Raw genomic sequence first — 19,224 nt, 5'->3', positions numbered from 1 at the left:
CCCCCTGACCCGCCCGGGTTGCCGTATCACTTTGAGTTGCCTTTATCACTGGTTGCGCTATCACTTTGAGTTGCCTAAAAGCCTGTTTGGCAGCATTTACTGATAGGGCAACAGGAGTGACGCGGGCAGCTCAGCGGCTGAGGCGGGACCGCGCCGTCGACGTCGCCTCGATCCGGATGCCGTCCGGCACCAGGAAGTTCACCACCGGCGGGTGGACGGCCGCGCTCAGCACCACGACGGCGGTGGCACCATCCGGGCTGCCCGTGGACGGCGCCACGGTCAGGCCGCTGAAGTGGCCGAACGCGCCGTTGCGGCCCAGATAGTCGACGGCGGCGCTGCGCACCCTCGCCCCGCTCAGGACGGCCGACGGTGTGCCGCCGGCGTTGCCCAGCTGGCCGAGGGTGAAGCTGTCCGCGGCGGCCACCGAGGCGCCGTCCGCGAGGGAGAGCAGCTTCTTGTGTTCGAGGTAGACGCTGGACGCGGCCATCACGACGGTCGCGACCAGCAGGGCAACCACTATGAAGCCGATGCTCAGCACCAGCACCTGGCCCTCTTGCCGGCGGGCTCGGGGCTGGTATCCGAAGTGCCGGGCCCCGGGGTGGCGGACGGCGCCTGCAGGGATTCTCACCGGAACCTGCCCACCAGCTGGGTTGCCGATGCGCTGAGCTGGCTCGCGTTCAGGTGAAGTGCATCGGTGAAGGGCACAAACGGCAAGGGCACCGTGAGGTGGACGGTGACCGTCACCGCCGAGCCGGGGGCCAGGCAGTCGGCCGGCTCGCAGCGGGTGTCGACGCTGGCGTTTTCCGCCGATTGGCCGTAGTCGGCGAGCGCCAGAACCACGGCTTGCTCCGCAGCGGCCTGGCCGCTTGCCGCGTCTGGCTGGGCAACGTAGACCTTGGCGGCCTGGTCAGCGGCGCCGACCACCGCGAACGAGCCACCCTGGATCTGGCCCACGGTGATGATGAAGTACACCAGCGGCACCATCAGCAGCACGGAGAGAAAGACGAACTCGACCACGGCACTCCCCTGTTCCGGCGAGATGGCGTCCTCCGGGCAGGTGCCGTGGTCCGGGTTGCCCCCGGGGTTCCGGGAGAGATCGGGGTTCCGGGAGAGGCCAGGGTTCCGGGAGAGCCGGCCCGCGCCGTCGGCAACGGGGAGAGCAGGGACGGGACGGAACCGTGACCCCGACTGTGACCCTGACCGTGGCCGTTCACGGCTGGATGGCCGCATGGCCCTTCACCTCCAAGAGCGCCCGGGGACCGATGAACCCGATGACGGGCAAGGGGGCCCGGACTGTCACCTCCAGCGTGCGGATGCCCTGGTACGTCGATTCGCTCGTGGCCACGTCCCGCGCGAACTCGGAGTTGAGCGCAGCCGTGATCAGCTGGACCGTCCGGTCCCTGGCATCCCCGTCGTTGCGGTCGGCCAGCGTGCCATAGCGGGCTCCCGAGGCGGCGGCGTCGATCAGCGTGTTCCGGACGTGGAGGATCAGGGTGAGCTGGACGATTGCGAGGAAGAGCAGGCTGAGCAACGCGCCGATCAGCACGAAGTCCACGACGGCGGCGCCGCGCTCAACGCCGTTGCTGAGCTGCAGGTTTTTACTGTGGCGCCCGTTCCCCTCACCCTGAGCTGCCACCGGCTACTGTCCGACCTTGTCCATGGCCTGGTTGAAGAGTCCCTCAAGCGCAGGACCGGCGAGGGCCAGTAGGGCGGCCACGAGGACTGCCGACATCAGGGTGATCATGACCCAGCCTGGGACGTCCCCGCGCTGGGAAGGGTCGGCTCCCCCTTCGGTGTGGTGCCCCAACCGCGGTCGCGACGCGGCAGACCACCAGGTCAACAAGCTGAGCGCGCAGACCACCAACGCCACCCGAGTTCCGAAGTTCTTCACCGTGTCCTCTTTCCTGGTTCTTTGGTTTCATGGCTTTTCTGTTTTTCTGGAGTCCTGAATGTTTCGTTTCTGTTGGTTCGTGACGCTTCACTGGCCGATTGCGCGCTTCGCACCACGGTTTGGCCGGTCTGGGGCCTGCGCGGCGTTCTTCGTATCCTGTTCCCTCGTCGTATGACTTTTCTTGAGTCCTGCCCTTTCGGCCCGGGTGGCCCCTCTCGTTCTATTCGTCCTGTTTGTCGTCGTGGTGCGGGAGGTCTTCAGAGTCCGAGACTGACTGCAGCCAGGCCGGGGAAGACGGCGAAGATGACCGTTAGCGGAAGGACTCCGAAAACGAGCGGGACCATCATGCCGATTTCCTTCTTGCCCGCAGACTCCATGAGCTCCCTCTTGGCCGTGTCCCGGACATCCTGCGCTTGCGCCCGGAGAACGTCGGCGAGGGGCGTTCCGCGCTCCACGGCCACGATCATTCCGTCAACGAAACGGACCAGCGGCCCCTGATCGGTCCTGGCCGAGAACTCGTGGAGGGCTTCAACGAGGGGTTTGCCGGACCGCGTTTCGGCGAGGACACGGGCAAATTCCTGCGACAGTTCACCCCGTGCGCTGCGGCAGACCCTGTCCAGCGCACCAGTGGCGCTTTCGCCGGCGCTGACGGCCAGGGCCATGAGTTCGGCGATACTGGGAAACTCCGCCATCATCCGAGTCTCCCGTTTCTTGATGTGCGCGCCCAACAGGTAGTCCCGAAGCAGGAACCCGCCGACGGCGCTTCCCACGACGGCGACAACGGCGACGAACGGGCTGAAGCGGCCGATCGAGCCGGCGAGCGCCACGACGCCGACGGCGAGGACAAAGCCGCCGGCCGCCCAGAGGAGCTGCTCAGCCCGGAAGTCCACTGCTGACTTGGGGCTGCCGGCGCGCGCCAGCCTGCGGTTCAACGCCGTGGCGCCAAGGTTGATGCGGCCCAGGGACCTAACACCGTCGCGGATCGCAGGGCGGAGGATTCGTTCCAGCGGCCCAAACGGGGTGAGATTCCTTGGGGCTGCGCGCAGGAGCCGGGATTCCAGGTTGTGGGTTCTCAATTGCGGGCCGATACGTTCGATAAACGTCGTTGGGCGCATGAAGGGAAGCCGGACGAGGAACAGCCAGAGGCCGGCCCCGAGCACGGCCCCGCACACCGTGGCGCCCGCCATCAGCCCCGTCATCGCAGGACCCGCTGCTCTTCCGGCAGCGCACCGATTCGCAACATGATGGCGTAGGACACCAGGGAGACGGCGAGGCCGCCCAGAAGAACCGCAGCACCGACCGGGGTGTTGTAGGCCATCACGGCCTCAGGACGGCTGGCCAGCAACACCAGGACAATCCAGGGCGCAGCGACGGCCAGGCGGGCGGCGTTGACGGTCCAGGATTGCCTCGCCTCCAGCTCACTCCTGGTCCGGGCACTCTCCCGCAGGAACTCGGCGAGGGTGCCCAGCAGCCGCCCGAGGTCCGAGCCGCCCACCTCCCGGGTGAGCCGGAGGGCCTCGACGATCCGATCCGCCACGGGATCGGCCAGTCGGTCCTTGAGCCGGGTGAGCGAGGGATCAAATTGGCCTCCCGAACGGTAGTCGGAACCGAAGTCCACAAACACGTGTCGAAGCTCCACGGGGCCCTTGTCGCCTAGTTGGATCAGGGCCTCGGGCAGTGACAGGCCCGCCCTGATGGCTGAACGCAGATGATCAACGACGTCGGGCCAGAGCTGGCGGAGGACCGCCGTGCGCTTTCTCGCACGCCACCGGACCATTGCCATCGGCAGCCAGCCGCCAAACAGGCCAAAGCATCCCGAGATCGGCCATGACCCTGTAACTGCGTAGAACGCGAGAGTTGCGAATGCCCCGATTCCAAGGCACGAGGCGAGCAGCCCTGCCGCGCTGACCTTTTCGATGCCCGCAGACCGCAAGAGGTCCTCAAGCCGACTGGTCCGGGACTTGCGCCGAGCGCGCTCAGGCTTTTCCCAGGCGGACCACCAAATCAGCAGGAGACCGGCGCCGCCCAGCATCCCCAGGAGCGGCGCCATCAGCGCTGCTCCAGCAGCGCAGCGACGTCGTACCCGGAGCGGGCAAACTTTTCCGCGGCCGGCATGGAGTTGGCCTTGGGCAGTAGCTGCCCGTCCGAGATCGTGAACACCATGGAAGACTCGATGATCCCGTTTTCCACCCGGCGGCCGAGTGACAGGATCTCCGTGACCTGCCGGCGCCCGCTGGCGTGCCTGCTGCAATGGACCACGAGATCGATGCAGGACGCGACAGTGGGAACTACGAACGCGCTGGAGATGTTGTCGCCGGCGAGCAATGGCAGCGTACAGATTTTTGTCACCGCATCGTGTGCGGAGTTCGCGTGCACGGTGCACATCCCGGGAAGGCCGGAATTCAAAGCAATGAGCATATCCAGGCTCTCGGCCTCCCGGACCTCCCCGACCACCAGCCGGTCCGGCCGCATACGCAAGGCCTCCTTCACGAGCCGCCGCAACGGAATCTCCCCCTGCCCCTCCAGGTTGGGCTGCCGGCACTGAAGACCCACGACGTCGCGGAGCGGCAACTGCAGCTCGAAGATTTCCTCCACCGTGATGACCCGCTCGCGCGTGCCGATGCTCGCGGCGAGGCAATTGAGCATGGTGGTCTTGCCGGCCTGGGTGGCGCCCGAGACGAGGATGTTGAGGCCACTGGCGACGGCCGCACCGAGAAACCTGGCCGCCTGCGGGGTCAGCGTTCCCAGCTCCACCAGGTGCTCCAGCCGGCTGGCTTTGACCACGAACTTGCGGATGTTGATGGCCCAGTGACGCCGGGTAACATCCGGGATCACCACGTGCAGACGGGATCCGTCAGGGATGGCCGCATCCACGAACGGTGAGGACATGTCCAAACGCCGGCCGGAGCTCTTCAGCATCCGTTCCACAAGGTCCCGGACCTGCTGGTCCGTCAGCGACACGGAGGTCAGTTCCGATTCGCCGTTGCGCGCCACATAGATTTCGTTCGGCGCATTGAGCCAGATTTCCTCGATGCCGGGATCGTCCAGAAGTGGCTGGAGCGGACCAAAGCCCGCCACGGCGTCGAAGACGAATCTCCGGGCCGACTCCAACGGACCCAAGGGAGGCAGTGGCGCCAGGAGGGCCCGTTCGTCGTAGTCGCTGACCGCCGCTTCGACCAGGCGCCGGACTTCCCCGGACTGCCGCAGGGGGTCCAGGCCGCGCCGGCGGATCAGTTCGCGGACCTCGTCCTCGACAATGCGTACAGCCTCCATGTGGCCCCCCATATGACTGCCGCCCCTGTGACGAGGCGATGAAATTGGCTTAAACCTAGGCGGCGCTGACCGGCCGGACAAGGGGTGCGGCGGCCCTCTGTGGATAACAGTCGCCGCCGCAATTCAACACCAGCCACACCGGTCACAGCAGGCTCACGGGTCTCACGCCTCCGCCGGGCCGAACCCACCGGTTGCTCAGACTGCGCTTTTGAACCCTGAGCCTCGTGGCCATACGATCGACGGGGGGACAGACTGGCCCCGGCGTCCCAACGCGGTGTTCTGCATGAATCTTCATGGGCAGCATTCCGCCTTGGCGCTCCAACGGCGCAGGACGCGTCTCTCATACCGAAATGGTGCACTGAACCCATGAGCCTTCCCTCGCGCAGAGCGCTGCGGCCCCGCAGGACTGAGCCCATGCAAAGTGAGCCCACGGAAAAGAGGCCCACGCAGACGAAGATCCCCGCACCGGTCCTGCGCTTCGGCGCCATCTTCCTGCTCCTGTCCCTCTTCAGCACCCTGTGGAGCCTCGCTTCGCCCCTGATGTCCTACCCCGACGAACCGGCCCACACCGTCAAGGCCGCCGCAGTGGCACGGGGGCAGTTCCTGGGAACGTCGGGCCAGAACCAGGGCGAACAACTGCTTGTCGTGGTGCCCAAGTACATCGCCGACACCGGATCGCTGACCTGTTTCGCGTTCAAGGTAAACGTCACCGCCGATTGTTCACCCGGGCTAGACGCCGCCGAGCGGCAGCCGACGCCCGGCGGGACATCAGCCGGCAACTACAACCCGCTCTACTACCTCGTGGCGGGCCTGCCCTCCAGGATCCTGAGCGGCGAACCGGCCATCTATGCCATGCGGATCCTCAGCGGCCTGTTGTGCTCGCTGTTCCTGGCCGCCACGCTCTTCGCGACAACGCAGTTCGCCAACCGCCGCTGGCCCGTGGTGGCGGCCGGGATCGCCATTACCCCGATGGTTCTCTACCTCAGCGGGGCGATCAACCCGAATGCGCTGGAGATCGTCACCACGTCCGCGGTGTTCGTCAACCTTTGCCTGGTCCTTGAAAATGCGCGGGACCTGTCCAGGTTCCGGTTCAACATCATTGTTGTTGGGGTCTCCGCCGCTGTCCTGGCCAACACGCGCGCCCTGTCACTGCTGTGGCTTGCTCTGGCGGTCATTGCCGCCCTGCTCATGGTCCCGCTCCGGGACCTGCTTCTGTTGCTCAAGGACAAGCTGGTCCTCGCCATGACGGGCCTGATAGCGCTCGCAACAGCCTGCGGTCTCCTCTGGCTCAAGACTTCCAACACTCTCGCCAGCTTGCTCGGAACACCGAGCACCACCACTCCCGAGCAGGCATTCGGAACCATGCTGGACCGGACCTTCGAGATCGCAGCCTCCTACGTGGCCCAGCTCGGATGGCTGGACACCAACGGCCCCACCGGCGTCTTCTATTGGTGGGCCTGCCTCACCGGAGCACTTATGGTCGCAGCGGTGTCCATCAAACAATGGCGACCCCGGCTGGGATTCATCGTGCTGTTCGCCGCAACCATCGCCATCCCGCCAATTCTCCAGGCGCAGGTGGTCTCGGAGCTGGGCTACATCTGGCAGGGCAGGTATCTTCTGCCCGTGGTAGTCCCGATGCTGCTGGCCGCGGGACTCGCCCTCCGCTTCCACCCGTTTCCGGATTCGCTCTTCGCCAAGAGAATCGCGAAATGGGCGATCGGGATCACCGCGGCCGCGCACACCGCAGTGTTCGCCAACGCCCTGCGCAGGTACGGTGTCGGAATCTTCACTGAAGCCAACTGGGGCGACATGTTCGGCGCGGCCAAGTGGGAGCCCCCGCTGGGCTGGCTCCCGCTGACCCTGGCCTATTTGGCAGTGACCGCGCTGGCGGGAGTCCTGCTCTACCGTCAGCTGTCCCCCAGCCAGGCCCGGTTCGAGGAACCGTTGAAGTCCGAGCCAAGCCTGCGCTAGTTGCGGTGGTGGGTACCGCCGGCAGGAGTGGCGGAGGCATCCAGGTCGACGGTGTCGCCCTCGTGCGCCGGCGCGGCCTTGAAGATCCAGTGCTTGTAGAGCAGGAAGTTCCACACTGTCGTGACGACGGTGGAAATCACCTTGCCGAGCGCATAGGACTGGCCGGCATCTGCGATGACGTTGACGATCACGTCTGTAGCCACGACGTTGAACACCACGAGGGCACCGTATTTAAAGAAGCTGACGTGTGCCCGGGCGCCGGACTGGAAGGTGAAATTCTTCTGGACAAAGAAGTTGAAAACCAGGCTGGTGAGGAAGGCGATCGGGGTGGCGATCCACAGATCGACGCCGCCCACCTCATGGAGGAGAGCCAGGAGTCCGAGGTCGATGGCGAAGGAAAGCCCTCCCACCACGAGGAACTTAACCAAGTAGCCGTCGCGCACAATGGTCTTCATGCGGTGAGCCAGGCTCACAGTTCTATCCCCATGATCCCAACAAACCGCCTGTAATCGTTGACATGTCCGGGCATCGTGTTTAGCAAGGACATCCGGCAAGTCTAGACCAGCACCGCCCACCCTGTGGACTGCCCGGCCCTGTGGACTGCCCGGCGGCCTGATCTGAAAACCCCTCGACACGGCGGGACCGGTTAGGGTAATAGGGAACGGTTTTCGGAGGCATTCCGGAACGGGAAGGGATTTTCTTTTGCGCAATCGGTCCACGGGCGGAGCTCTCGCCTGCATTCTGCTGTTAGGAATCGGAGTGACCGGTTGCTCCAGCGGCGCGCCCGTCAGCGAGGTCCGGGGATCACTCACGGCGATCGGCACACCCGTGCAGAAGGACCCGATCGGTGCCTGGAGCAACGCCTGGAGCAAAGATCTCACCGCCACGTCGCTGAACTACTCCCCGGACGGATCCAACGTTGGACTGACGGCCCTGGCCACGCGCCAGGCCTACTTCGCAGCCCTCGACGGCCCCCTCAGCCCGGAACAGCAGAACCAGACCAAGGACGTGTGCGGACCGGCCGGGGCTTTTTCCGTTCCCGTTTCCGTGACCTCCATCGGAGTGGCCCTCAACAACCCGAGCCTTCGCAACGTAAAGCTCAGCCGCGAAGTCCTCGCCGGCATCTTCTCCGGCTCCATCACGCGCTGGGACGCGCCTGAAATCGCGGACATCAACCCCGGGACCGCCCTGCCCTCCGACGACATCGCCCCCATCATGGCCACGGAGCCCAGCGTGGAAACCGAGGCGGCCACAAAGTACCTCAGCGCCGACGCCGCGTGGACCTCGGGAGTGTCCGCCACGTGGCCGAAGACCGAGAACGATAACGCCGTCACGGTCAAGAAACACTCCGACCTTGCCGACAAGGTCGACAAGACCCCGGGCGGCATCGCCTTCATGGACCTCGGCTCGATCGGCAGCCGCTTTGAAACCGCGCTGCTCTCCTTCGGCGGCGGTTACGTGCGCATGTCCAAGGACTCGGCCGCTACAGCCGCCCAAGAGGGCAGCACCCGGACCCTGCCCACCGGGGTGGAATTCGCGCTGCCCGAGACAAGCGAGCAAGGCTACGCCCTCGGCGTCGTCGGCTACCAGGCGTTCTGCAGCGAGTATTCGAACCACCAACTCAGCACCCTCGTGAAGTCCTGGGGGGAATTCGTCCTCAGTCCCGACGGCCAGGTCACGTCAGCGTACTTCGCCAATGTCGCCTCACCCAGCGAAGCTGCCATGCGGGAGTCCAAGAAACTGATTGACACGATCGGGGACGCACAGTGATCCACGCAACCGAGGCGGAACAGCCCTCCCCTGCAGGCTCCGCGCCGGGCACCGGAAAGGCGCGGCGGTTCGCGTTGTCACCGGCCACCCGCAGCGGCATGGGCATCTTCCTTCCCGTCTTCGGCCTCCTCTCGATCCTCATCACCCTGTGGATCCTGGCCACACCGCTCATGGCCTATCCGGACGAACCCTCGCACACCATCAAGGCGGCCGCTGTCGCCCGGGGGCAGTTCTTCCCGAGCCCCGGCGAATCCTACGGCCACGGAGTCCACGTGCAGGTTCCGTCCTACATCGCCAACGTGCAGTCACAGATGTGCTTCCCCTTCCAGGTGACGAAACCGGCAGGCTGCGCCCCGGCGATCCCCCTCGATGACAACGACCTCACCATCGGTGTGACATCGGCCGGGCTCTACAACCCCTTCTACTACTGGCTCGTCGGGCTGCCCAGCCTCTTCATGTCCGGTGCGCCGGCGATCTTCGCCATGCGGATCGTCAGCGGCCTGTTGTCCGCCGCCTTCTACGCCGCCGGCTTTACCGCCTTATCCCGCCTGCGGCACCCCAAGTGGCCGCTCGTCGCGGCGACGATTGGGACGACGCCGATGGTCCTGTTCCTAGCCAGCGGCATCAACCCCAACTCGCTGGAAATCGCTGCGTCCATGGCCGCCTTCTGCGGGCTGGTGTCCGTGCTGGAGAATTCGCGGCACCTTGACCGGGCACGCCCGGCCATCCTGACCGTCGGCATCGCGGCCGCGGCACTCGCCAACACCCGGAACGTGTCCCTCCTGTGGCTGCTCTGCGACGCAATCGTTGCCTGCCTCTTCTTCCGGCGCGCGGACATCGCCGCCATCTTCAGGAACCGGGTGGTGCTGGCGGTGACCGCGCTGACCACCGTGGGAATCGTCCTGGGCGTGGCGTGGAACTTCCTCATGTTCAGGGCGCCGGCCTCCGCCGGTGAAGCCCCGGCCGGGATTTCGAACGTCCAAGGCGAGGTGCGCCCCTACAACGCGTTCCTGACCATGATGGACAAGTCCTTTGACTTTGCCGGCCAGTACATCGGCGTCGCGGGTTGGCTGGATGCCCCCGTTCCGCAGGCCGTCCACATGTTCTGGAACATGTTGCTGTTCGGCCTCATCCTCACGGTGTTGCTGGTCCGGCCCTACCGGCTGCAGGCCGCGTTCTGGGTCGCGGTCGCGTTGCTGGCGGTGGTCCCTGCCGTGGTGCAGGCCGCCCTCATCAACACCGCCGGCTTCATCTGGCAGGGCCGGTACAGCCTGCCGCTGTTCACCATCGCGATCATCTCGGCGGGGCTTGCCATGCGGTTCCGGCCGTTCGGACGGAGCCCGCAGAGCCGGACGATCGCCCGGATCCTGCTGCTGGCCGGCTGCATCGCGCAGACCTACGCGTTCGTGAATGTGCTCCGGCGCTACGTCGTAGGACTCCAGGAAACGGCCAACTGGCAGACGATGTTCACCGTGCCTGGCTGGCAGCCGCCGCTGACCTGGGAGGTCCTTACCCTGGCCTTCGCTGCCGCGGTGCTGCTGTGTGCGTCCAAACTCTTCGGCTACCTTTTCCCGGGCCATGCCCTGCTCCCGAAGGGGCCATGGCTCAGGAGGAAGCGCTCCAGCAAGCGTCCCGCTGCCGCCACGGCGGCCAACTGAGCCGCACTCCCCCGGCCTGCACAAAACAACACCAGGCCAGCACCAAAAAAGACCCGTCCACGCGAAGCGCGTGAACGGGTCTTTTTTGCCAATCCTCAGTGCTGGGAAACCGATGCCCCCATGTACTCCTTGAGCCGTTCGGACGACAGCGGCGGGACAAACCCGGTGGCCTTGATCTTCGCCAGCTCGAGGGCGCTGTTCAACGGGCGCGGCGAGACGGCCTTGCCCTTGAAGTACTCCTCCGTGCTCACGCCGGTCACGGCCTCCCGCGGCTTGCCGGCGAGCTCGTAGACGTCCCCGGCGATGTCCGCCCAGGACTGCGGCTCGCCGTCGCTGCTGAGGTTGTAGACACCGTAGGCGGCGCCCGATTCCAGCAGGTGCCGGATGCCGGCGGCAATGTCTTCCGTGAAGCTCAACCGCCCGATCTGGTCGTCGACAACCGACGGTTCAATGCCGCGCTCCGCGAGCGAGGCCATGGTCCGGACGAAGTTGTTGCCCTCGCCGATCACCCAGCTGGTGCGCACGATGTAGTGCCGGGGCACCACGCTGACGACGGCGTCGCCCGCGGCTTTGGTCTGGCCGTAGACGCCCAGGGGCGCCACCGGCTCCGATTCATCGTGCGTGGCGCGGGCGCCGTCGAACACATAGTCCGAGGACACGTGCACCAGTGTGAGGTCGTGCTCGACGGCGGTGCGGGCCAGCCGGGCCACGGCGGTGACGTTGACCGCCCAGGCGGCGGCACGGCCCTCGGCCGACTCGGCGGCATCCACCGCAGTGTAGGCCGCGGCGTTGATGATGGCCGAGTAGTTCTTCCAGTTGCGTCCGGCGAAGGCATCCTCGCTGCCGAGGTCCAACTCGTCCCGGCCGGCAAACTCAACGGACGTGTCGCCGTCGTACTGTTTGCGCAGGGCCTTGCCGAGCTGGCCGTTGGCGCCCACCACGAGGACCTTTTTCGGCGGCATCGGGGTGACGTCAGCCAGGCGCGGGTGCGCCTTGTCCTTGTCCGAGAGCTCCGCCTGGCCCAGCGGCACCGGCCAGCTGATGGCCGCCGTCTCGTCGGCGAGGTTCAGGAACGTGTACTGGCCCTGCGCGTCGGCGGACCAGTGGTCGTTGACGAGGTAGGTGTAGGCGGTGTTGTCCTCCAGCGTCTGGAAGGCGTTCCCCACCCCGCGGGGAATGAAGATGGCCTGGCTGGGATCCATCTCGGCGGTGAACACGGCGCCGAACGTCGGGCCTTCGCGCAGGTCCACCCAGGCGCCGAAAATCCTGCCGGTGGCCACGGAGATGAACTTGTCCCACGGCTCGGCATGGATGCCGCGCGTGGTGCCGGCCGATTCGTTGAACGAGATGTTGTTCTGCACCGGATGGAAGTCGGGCAGGCCGAGCGCCACCATCTTTTCCCGCTGCCAGTTCTCCTTGAACCAGCCCCGGTTGTCGCCGTGGACCGGAAGGTCGTAGAGGACGACGCCGGGAATCGGGGTTTCGTGCGCTGTGAGCTTCTTCGAGAACTCGATCGTCATTATCTACTGGCCCTGTTCCTTGTACTTGGCTTCCGTCGCGGCCTTCTGCGGACGCCACCAGTCCTCGTTGTTCCGGTACCAGGCGATGGTGTCTTCAATGCCGGCCTCGAAGTTGGAGAACTGCGGCTCCCAGCCGAGTTCGTCGCGAAGCTTGGCGGAGTCGATCGCGTACCGCATGTCGTGCCCGGGCCGGTCCACCACGTGGTCGTAGGCGTCCGGCGCCTGGCCCATGTGCTTGAGGATCAGTTCGACGACGTCCTTGTTGTTCTTCTCGCCGTCGGCGCCGATCAGGTAGGTCTCCCCGATCCGGCCCTTGGCGATGATCGCCAGGACGGCGGACGAGTGGTCATTGGCGTGGATCCAGTCCCGGACGTTCTCGCCCTTGCCATACAGCTTGGGGCGGATGCCGTCGATCACGTTGGTGATCTGGCGCGGGATGAACTTCTCCACGTGCTGGTACGGGCCGTAGTTGTTCGAGCAGTTGCTGATGGTCGCCTGCAGGCCAAAGGACCGCACCCAGGCGCGGACCAGGAGGTCCGAGCCCGCCTTGGTGGAGGAATACGGGCTGGAGGGGTTGTACGGTGTGCTCTCGGTGAACCGTTCCGGGTCATCGAGCTCGAGGTCGCCGTAAACCTCGTCGGTGGAGATGTGGTGGAACCGCTTGTTGTGCTTCCGCGCGGCCTCGATCAGGGTGTACGTCCCGATGATGTTCGTGTCCAGGAACGGTCGCGGATCGTGCAGCGAGTTGTCGTTGTGGGATTCCGCCGCGTAGTGGACCACCACATCCGTTGCGGCAACCAGGCTCTCAACCACAGCGGCGTCGCAGATGTCGCCCTGCACCAGCGTAAAGCGGTCTGCAGGCAGGTCCGCCAGCGACTCTATATTGCCCGCGTAGGTGAGCTTGTCGAGGACAGTGACGTGGTGGTCTGTGTTCTCCAGTACGTAGTGGACAAAATTGGAACCGATGAATCCGGCACCGCCGGTGACGAGGAGTTTCTGCATTAGGCCAGCTTACCGGCTGCCTAATTTCTCCCTCGCCGGGGGCGGCACACCAGCCGCAACACTGGCCACAGTAGTAACAGTGATGGCAATTGGGTACTCTTTACGCACATACGGGGGTGATCCTGGCCTCTGTCCAGATCCTCCGGAGTAATGGTGAAGACTATCAAAATCCACAAACTACGGACCGCCGCTGCACTCTGCCTTCCTCTCGCGCTGGCGCTGACCTGGGCCAGTCCTGCCGCTGCGGCACCGGCGCCCAGCCCCTCTCCCGCTGTCACCACCAAGGCCCCTGCGCCCACCGCATCGGCGGCTGCGGCGACACCCAAACCGACGGCGACGGCGGCTACCAGCGCCGCCCCGATAAAGGCAACCGCGCCGGCCAGCACCCCGGCGACCACGGCGGCGCCGGCAACGGCGACCCCGTCAGCCCGTGTGCAGGCCGCCATCGCGCCGGAGTCCGCGCCGGAACAGGGCCAGGCGAGAATGGGCCGGGCCGGCCTCAATCCGGCCTCGACCTCCGCCGCCATGGCCACGACGCAGCAGGTCCCGGTGGCCCAGGCCACCGAGCCCTGGGTGGCAGAGCAGCCCTTCGCCACGCGCGGGCAGCCTCTGGGCCTGGACGTCAGCGGCTGGCAAGGCACCGTCAACTGGTCTTCCGTGCGCGCCAACGGCGCCCGCTTCGCGTACGTCAAGGCCACGGAGGGCACCACCTTCCGGAACAGCGAATTCGGGGCGCAGTACACCGGTGCGCGTTCCGTCGGCCTGCTCCGCGGCGCCTACCACTTTGGCCGCCCCGATGTCTCCGACGGCGCCGCCCAGGCCCGGTTCTTCGTCAACAACGGCGGCGGCTGGTCCCCGGACGGCGTCACGATGCCCCCGGTCCTCGACATCGAGGACAATCCCTACGCCGGCCTCAACCGCTGCTACGGCGCCACGCCCGGGCAGCTGGCCACCTGGGTCAGGGACTTCACCCGGACCGTGTACCGGATGACCAACAAACAGGCCATGATCTACACCAGCTACTACTTCTGGCGCGACTGCCTGGGCAACACCAGCGAATTCAGCAAGGTCAACCCGCTGTGGCTGGCCTCCTACTACACCAACGGACCGTCCGTGCCCGGCGGTTGGCCTACCTACACGGTCTGGCAGTACGCCAACGCCTTTGCGGACGCGTCCCAGACCGTCAGGGCCACGTTCCCCGGCGACCAGAACGTCTTCAACGGCTCGATGGACCAGCTGCGGAAACTCGCTTCCACGCCTGACACCTACCCAATCGGCCTCATTCCCGGCGCCACCCTGCTCAGCGGCAAATGGGCAGGCGACGGCAAGTCCTACACCGGCTGGTTCAAGGACGGATACTGGTGCCTGCAGATGCCCTCGGCCCCGCGGCGCTGCTTCGGTTACGGCAGCCCGGGCGACAAACCCGTCGTCGGAGACTGGAACGGTAACGGCCGGGCCGGGATCGGCATCTTCCGGAACGGCATGTGGTGGCTCGTGGACGACATCAACACCAGGGCCATCACGAAGGTCGTCGGCTTCGGCGTCGGATCCGACACCCCAATCGTTGGCGACTGGAACGGCTCCGGCCGCGACGGGATCGGCATCTGGCGCAACTCCAGCTTCCAGGTCAGCTACAACATCAGCAATCCGGTGGTCAATGAGTACAGCGGCTTCGGGATTCCCTCCGATACGCCGATCGTCGGCGACTGGGACGGCGACGGAAGGACCAGCATCGGCGTGTGGCGCAAGGGCGAGTGGTGGCTCAGCAACCGCATCAAGTCCCCCGTTGTGTCCAACTTCATCGCCTTCGGGATCGGCACCGACCGACCCATCACCGGCGACTGGAACGGGGACCGGCTGACCACCGTCGGCATTGTGCGCGGCAACAACTGGCAGCTGACCAACAGCCTCGCCAAACGGACAGTGGACATCTCCTACTTCTAGGAACAGCGGATGGGGGTTTCCCGCTCAGGACGCCGCGCGGAGCCTCCGGCGGGCCTCGATCATGAGGCGCAGGAGGACCACCCGGGCGGCCAGGATCACGCGGAGCGAACGCCAGCCGCGCGGGGTGGCATTGCTCTCGTGCAGCCTTCGCCGCAGGGTCGAGGCGTCCAGGTGGCCGATCGAGCCGGCCGTGTTGCCCAGGATCGCCAGCCAGAGGTCGTGGGACTCGCGCAGGTACGCGGGCACCGGGACGAAGCTGCCGAGGACTTCACGGCGGAAGGCCATCCCGCAGCCGTAGTACGCGCGGTAGCCCACCAGGATGCCCCAGAGATTGGCCCGGTGGCGGCCGCTGTCGGCCGCGCGGAGCCGGGGAATCCGGGGACGGTCACCGCCGCCGAGCACATCGAAGTTGCTGGCCACGACGGCGTGCGTCGCCAGTGCGTCCAGCATGGCGTCCAGCCGTCCCTCGATCCAGACATCATCCTGGTCCGCCAGGAAGATCGCGGCGCCGCGGCTGGCCCGCACGGCCTGCTCAAAGGAGCGGACGTACCCCTGGTTGGCGGCGGCCTCGATCAGGCGGATCCGGGGGTCGCCGTGCTCCCTGATCCGCGCCACCGTGTCATCTTTTGAAGCATCGTCCACGATCACGATCTCGTCGTCCGGGCCCAGCTGGGCCAGGATCGAGGCGAGCTGCTCCGCCACGAACTCCGCGCCGTTGTACGTTGCCATGCAGATGCTGGCCCGGAGCGGAACGTCGGGCAACAGGTTCTGATCGTTCATCTGCACCATCCTAGGGGACCGCGGGCAGCGCCTTGGCATCCCGTAGGATCGAGGGACGATGTCTAAGAAACAAGGATTCCGGCTCGAATGAGAACCGTACTGCTGCGCCTTTCAGGGTTCACCATTTTGCCCCTGCTGTCCTTGATCACTCCGCTCCTCCTCATCCCCGTCATCTCGGGCTTCGTCGGCGGCGAAGGAATCTCCAGCGTCATCTCCGGGCAGGCGATCGGCACCTTTGCCGCCACCGTGCTGATGTGGGGCTGGAACGTGGACGGGCCGGTCGCCGTCGCCCGGGCAGCCAGCAGTTCGGACCGGGCCGGCGTCTACCTGCGCAGCATCCGGACCAGGCTCATCCTGCTGGTCCTGACCCTGCCCGCCGCCGCAGCTGTCGCCGCGATCGTGGCCGTTCCCGCGTTCCGGTGGGAAGCCGTGGCCATGACCTGCGCGGTCGCCATCGCCGGGATGTCGCCGTCGTGGTTCTGCATCGGCCTGGGCCAGCCCCGGCTGCTGGCCGTCTACGACACCGTCCCCCGCTTTGTCGCCACCGCGCTGGCGGTCCCCGTACTGCTGATCAGCCACCAAATGTGGTACTACACGGGCCTGCTGGCAGCAACGACCCTGGCCTCCCTCATCGTGTTTCACCGGACCTACTCCCCCGGAGGAAACTGGTGGCCCCGCGATCTCCGCGGCGCCGTCCGCGAACTGGGGGCCCAGGGCCGGACGGCGGGCATCAGCCTTGCCGGCAATGCCTATGCCTCCACGCCCGCCCCGATTGCGACCGCCACCACCGCGCCGGCGGCATCGGGCAGCCTGGCGACGGCGGACACGCTGTACCGCTTCGGCCTGTTCACCGTGGTGGCCCTCGGCAACGCCTTCCAGGGCTGGACCCTGGAACACGGAGCGTCCGGCCGCAAGAAGCGCCACCTGGCGGCCATTTGGTCCCATATCGGGCTCGGCGTGATAGGCGCGGCCGTCCTGACGGTCGCCGGACCGTTTGTCAGCAGCCTCCTTTTTGCCGGGCAGGCCCAGGCCACCACCCAGTTGTGCCTTTACTACGGGCTCGCCTTCCTCTTCCTGAGCGCCAGCACCCCGTTCATCCGCAATCTGCTCATCCCGGCCGGCCAACAGGGCCTTGTGCTTCGCTGGACGCTGATTTCGGCCGTGTTCGGGGTCGCGGCCATGATCTATGCCGGGTCCATGGGGAATGCCCCGGGCATCGCCCTGGGCATGGCCCTCAGCGAAGCCATCCTGTTCGTGACCTTGCTGATCCCGGGGTCGAAACTGCTCGCCACAGAAAGCAAGGAAACCGTTGACGCCGAATGATCCATCCCCGACCGTCGCCGCCGTCGTCGCCGCCTACCGCCCGGACCCATCCCTGACCGACACGGTGCGGGCCCTCCAGCAGCAGGTGGGCCACGTCGTCGTCGTGGACGACGGATCGCCCGCCGGGTCCGAAGCCGTACTGGCGGCCCTCGCCGAGGCCGGCGCCCTGGTGGTCCGTCAGCAGCAGAATTCCGGGATCGCGGCCGCGCTGAATGCCGGCGTGGCGGCGGCGCGGGCACACTGGAACCCGGACTTCTTCCTGACACTGGACCAGGACTCCCGTCCCACCGGCGAGTACGTCCGGCGGGGCCTGGCCACCTACGCGCAAGCCAGTGCCGCCGGTGTCGGCGTCGGATTCGTGACGGCCGCCTCATACAGCGGACACCCGATCCCCGTGCTGCACGCCGACGGCCCATTCGTTCACGCCTTCGATCCGATGCAGTCCGGTTTCCTCATCCCGCGCTCCACGGTCGCCAGGATGGGCCCCTTCGAGGAGGCCCTGTTCATCGACGGCGTCGACTCCGAATTCACCATGCGCACGCGTGCGGCCGGGCTCGCCGTACTGGTGGGCGAAGGCTGTGACATCGCCCACGACCTGGGGCAGCGCGAACCCGGCCGGCTCTTCGGCCGGCCGTTGAAGGTGCTGGGCCGGGAAATTTCCTACAATTACCATTCCCCGAGCCGGGTCTACTACATCTGCCGGAACGGGACGCTGCTGACCCTTCGCTACCTGCGTAAATATCCGGGCTGGGTGCTGCGCCGCCTCGTTGAAGAGACGAAGGCCCACGTCCTTCGCTTTACCTTCAGTCCCGGCCGCGGCAAGCTCCTGCGCGCCGCCGCCGCGGGGTTCGCGGACGCTTTCCGGGGCTCCACGGGGCGCATTCCGGCGGAGCTCGAGCGGCGCCTGCGCTGACGCCGGGGGCGCCCGACGCCGCCCGGGCGGCCCGCGCCAGCGAGGACCCTGCACTGAATTGATATAGTTTGGACGATATGAAAGCCCAACCCTCCCCGCGCGTCCTGGTGATCATGCCTGCCTGGAACGAAGGCGCCGTAGTTGGCAGCACCGTGCGTGAAGTCCTCCGCACCAATGCCCGCTACGACGTGCTGGTCGTCAACGACGGCTCCACGGACTCGACGGCGGACGAGGCAGCAGCGGCCGGCGCGACCGTCCTGAACCTGCCCTTCAACCTCGGCGTCGGCGGCGCCATGCGGGCCGGCTTCAAGTACGCCCAACGTCTCGGCTACGTCCAGGTAATCCAGGTGGACTCCGACGGCCAGCACGATCCCCGGAACATCGACGAAGTCCTCGCGGGCCTTCAGCACGCGGATATCTCGATCGGCGCCCGCTTCGCCGACCGCGGCGAATACAGGGTCACCGGCCCCCGCAAGTGGGCCATGCAACTGTTGGCCAAAGTCATTTCGGGCCTGGCCAAGACACGCCTGACGGACGTCACCAGCGGCTTCCGGGCCGCCAACGAGCGCGCCGTCGCCCAGTACCTCGACCACTACCCCGCCGAATACCTGGGCGACACGATCGACTCCCTCGTCGTGGCCATCCGCTCAGGCTGCACGGTCACCCAGGTACCCGTGGAGATGCGGGCACGCCAGGGCGGGAAGCCCAGCCACAACCCCGTCAAGGCCGCCATCTACCTCGGAAGGTCCGTGTTCGCCCTGCTCTTCGCCCTCACCCGGAAACCCACACGACTGGCCACCGTGGCCGCTGAACCGGCAGGAGCCTAGGGATGGGAAATATCGCCGCCTTCCTGCTGGCGCTCGCCATCGTTGCCCTGGTCATCGAAATGCTCCGGCGCAAAAAGCTCCGGGAGAAGTACGCCGTCCTCTGGCTGATCGTCGGCGTCGCCACCCTGGTACTCGCGGCCTTCCCCCGGCTGCTGAACATCGTCGCCGAATATGTCGGTGTCCAGATCCCGTCCAACCTGCTGTTTGCCATGAGCATCCTCATGCTGCTGGGCGTCTGCCTGCACCTGTCGTGGGAAATCTCCGTCGTGGAGGACGAAACCAGGACCCTGGCAGAGGAGGTGGCCATCCTGCGCACCCAGCTCGAGTCCCTGGAGCAGCACCGCCACCTGTC

Annotated in this window: 19 protein-coding genes; 8 read left to right on the top strand and 11 right to left on the bottom strand. The window is 66.4% G+C overall.

Annotation, left to right across the window (positions count from 1 at the left end; all coding sequences use genetic code 11):
- Positions 1-130: 130 nt before the first annotated feature.
- The 7 genes from LQV16_RS16190 to LQV16_RS16160 form a co-directional block, all read right to left on the bottom strand.
- Positions 131-628 (bottom strand): pilus assembly protein TadG-related protein, encoded by a 498-nt coding sequence (locus tag LQV16_RS16190; RefSeq protein ID WP_356815791.1) that lies wholly within the window; start codon positions 626-628, stop codon positions 131-133.
- A complete protein-coding gene (locus LQV16_RS16185; RefSeq protein ID WP_229994926.1) occupies positions 625-1,230 on the bottom strand; it encodes a hypothetical protein in 606 nt (201 codons plus the stop codon). Before LQV16_RS16185 ends, LQV16_RS16190 begins: the two co-directional genes overlap by 4 nt.
- The gene (locus LQV16_RS16180) at positions 1,211-1,594 is read right to left on the bottom strand and encodes a TadE/TadG family type IV pilus assembly protein (RefSeq protein WP_229994936.1); all 384 of its coding nucleotides are present in this window, start codon (positions 1,592-1,594) and stop codon (positions 1,211-1,213) included. The genes LQV16_RS16185 and LQV16_RS16180 overlap by 20 nt, the downstream gene beginning before the upstream one ends.
- A gap of 45 nt (positions 1,595-1,639) precedes the next feature.
- On the bottom strand, positions 1,640-1,891 hold the full coding sequence (locus LQV16_RS16175; protein WP_229994925.1) for a hypothetical protein: 252 nt from the start codon (positions 1,889-1,891) through the stop codon (positions 1,640-1,642).
- Positions 1,892-2,148: 257 nt separating this feature from the next.
- Positions 2,149-3,090: a type II secretion system F family protein gene (locus LQV16_RS16170; RefSeq protein ID WP_229994924.1), complete on the bottom strand. Its 942-nt coding sequence runs from the start codon at positions 3,088-3,090 to the stop codon at positions 2,149-2,151.
- Positions 3,087-3,941: a type II secretion system F family protein gene (locus tag LQV16_RS16165; RefSeq protein WP_229994923.1), complete on the bottom strand. Its 855-nt coding sequence runs from the start codon at positions 3,939-3,941 to the stop codon at positions 3,087-3,089. The genes LQV16_RS16170 and LQV16_RS16165 overlap by 4 nt, the downstream gene beginning before the upstream one ends.
- Entirely contained in the window at positions 3,941-5,164 is a 1,224-nt protein-coding gene (locus LQV16_RS16160) for an ATPase, T2SS/T4P/T4SS family (protein ID WP_229994922.1), read from the bottom strand. Before LQV16_RS16160 ends, LQV16_RS16165 begins: the two co-directional genes overlap by 1 nt.
- A 414-nt stretch (positions 5,165-5,578) precedes the next feature.
- Here LQV16_RS16160 and LQV16_RS16155 point away from each other — a divergent pair, with 414 nt between their 5' ends.
- On the top strand, positions 5,579-7,135 hold the full coding sequence (locus LQV16_RS16155; protein WP_229994921.1) for a DUF2142 domain-containing protein: 1,557 nt from the start codon (positions 5,579-5,581) through the stop codon (positions 7,133-7,135).
- Here the strand turns inward: LQV16_RS16155 and LQV16_RS16150 are convergent.
- The gene (locus tag LQV16_RS16150; RefSeq protein WP_229994920.1) at positions 7,132-7,590 is read right to left on the bottom strand and encodes a GtrA family protein; all 459 of its coding nucleotides are present in this window, start codon (positions 7,588-7,590) and stop codon (positions 7,132-7,134) included. The two genes, LQV16_RS16155 and LQV16_RS16150, sit on opposite strands and share 4 nt — an antisense overlap.
- 304 nt (positions 7,591-7,894) lie before the next feature.
- On the opposite strand from LQV16_RS16150, the gene LQV16_RS16145 reads away from it, so the two are divergent.
- Positions 7,895-8,905, top strand: coding sequence for a substrate-binding domain-containing protein (locus tag LQV16_RS16145; RefSeq protein WP_229994919.1), 1,011 nt, complete (start codon positions 7,895-7,897; stop codon positions 8,903-8,905).
- Positions 8,902-10,563 (top strand): DUF2142 domain-containing protein, encoded by a 1,662-nt coding sequence (locus LQV16_RS16140; protein WP_229994918.1) that lies wholly within the window; start codon positions 8,902-8,904, stop codon positions 10,561-10,563. Before LQV16_RS16145 ends, LQV16_RS16140 begins: the two co-directional genes overlap by 4 nt.
- A gap of 95 nt (positions 10,564-10,658) precedes the next feature.
- Here LQV16_RS16140 and LQV16_RS16135 read toward each other — a convergent pair whose 3' ends face one another.
- Together LQV16_RS16135 and rfbB are read right to left on the bottom strand one after the other, a co-directional pair.
- Entirely contained in the window at positions 10,659-12,083 is a 1,425-nt protein-coding gene (locus LQV16_RS16135) for a bifunctional dTDP-4-dehydrorhamnose 3,5-epimerase family protein/NAD(P)-dependent oxidoreductase (protein WP_229994917.1), read from the bottom strand.
- Positions 12,084-12,086: 3 nt separating this feature from the next.
- On the bottom strand, positions 12,087-13,085 hold the full coding sequence (rfbB, locus tag LQV16_RS16130; RefSeq protein WP_229994916.1) for a dTDP-glucose 4,6-dehydratase: 999 nt from the start codon (positions 13,083-13,085) through the stop codon (positions 12,087-12,089).
- A 150-nt stretch (positions 13,086-13,235) separates the two neighbouring features.
- Here rfbB and LQV16_RS16125 point away from each other — a divergent pair, with 150 nt between their 5' ends.
- Positions 13,236-15,029 carry a GH25 family lysozyme gene (locus LQV16_RS16125; protein ID WP_229994915.1) on the top strand — a complete coding sequence of 598 codons (1,794 nt, stop codon included), beginning with the start codon at positions 13,236-13,238 and terminating at the stop codon, positions 15,027-15,029.
- 24 nt (positions 15,030-15,053) lie between these two features.
- Here LQV16_RS16125 and LQV16_RS16120 read toward each other — a convergent pair whose 3' ends face one another.
- Positions 15,054-15,809: a glycosyltransferase gene (locus tag LQV16_RS16120; RefSeq protein ID WP_229994914.1), complete on the bottom strand. Its 756-nt coding sequence runs from the start codon at positions 15,807-15,809 to the stop codon at positions 15,054-15,056.
- An 87-nt stretch (positions 15,810-15,896) separates the two neighbouring features.
- On the opposite strand from LQV16_RS16120, the gene LQV16_RS16115 reads away from it, so the two are divergent.
- The 4 genes from LQV16_RS16115 to LQV16_RS16100 form a co-directional block, all read left to right on the top strand.
- Positions 15,897-17,132: a polysaccharide biosynthesis protein gene (locus LQV16_RS16115; RefSeq protein ID WP_229994913.1), complete on the top strand. Its 1,236-nt coding sequence runs from the start codon at positions 15,897-15,899 to the stop codon at positions 17,130-17,132.
- Positions 17,119-18,045, top strand: coding sequence for a glycosyltransferase (locus LQV16_RS16110; protein WP_229994912.1), 927 nt, complete (start codon positions 17,119-17,121; stop codon positions 18,043-18,045). The genes LQV16_RS16115 and LQV16_RS16110 overlap by 14 nt, the downstream gene beginning before the upstream one ends.
- 77 nt (positions 18,046-18,122) lie before the next feature.
- Positions 18,123-18,872: a glycosyltransferase family 2 protein gene (locus LQV16_RS16105; protein WP_229994911.1), complete on the top strand. Its 750-nt coding sequence runs from the start codon at positions 18,123-18,125 to the stop codon at positions 18,870-18,872.
- A 2-nt stretch (positions 18,873-18,874) separates the two neighbouring features.
- A partial coding sequence (locus tag LQV16_RS16100; RefSeq protein ID WP_229994910.1) for a DUF2304 domain-containing protein occupies positions 18,875-19,224 on the top strand: 350 nt, incomplete at its 3' end.

Source organism: Arthrobacter sp. Bi26, assembly GCF_918697925.1.
Classification (GTDB): domain Bacteria; phylum Actinomycetota; class Actinomycetes; order Actinomycetales; family Micrococcaceae; genus Arthrobacter.
The sequence above is the reverse complement of the archived record's forward strand: the minus strand, read 5'-3'. Positions and strand labels throughout refer to the sequence as shown.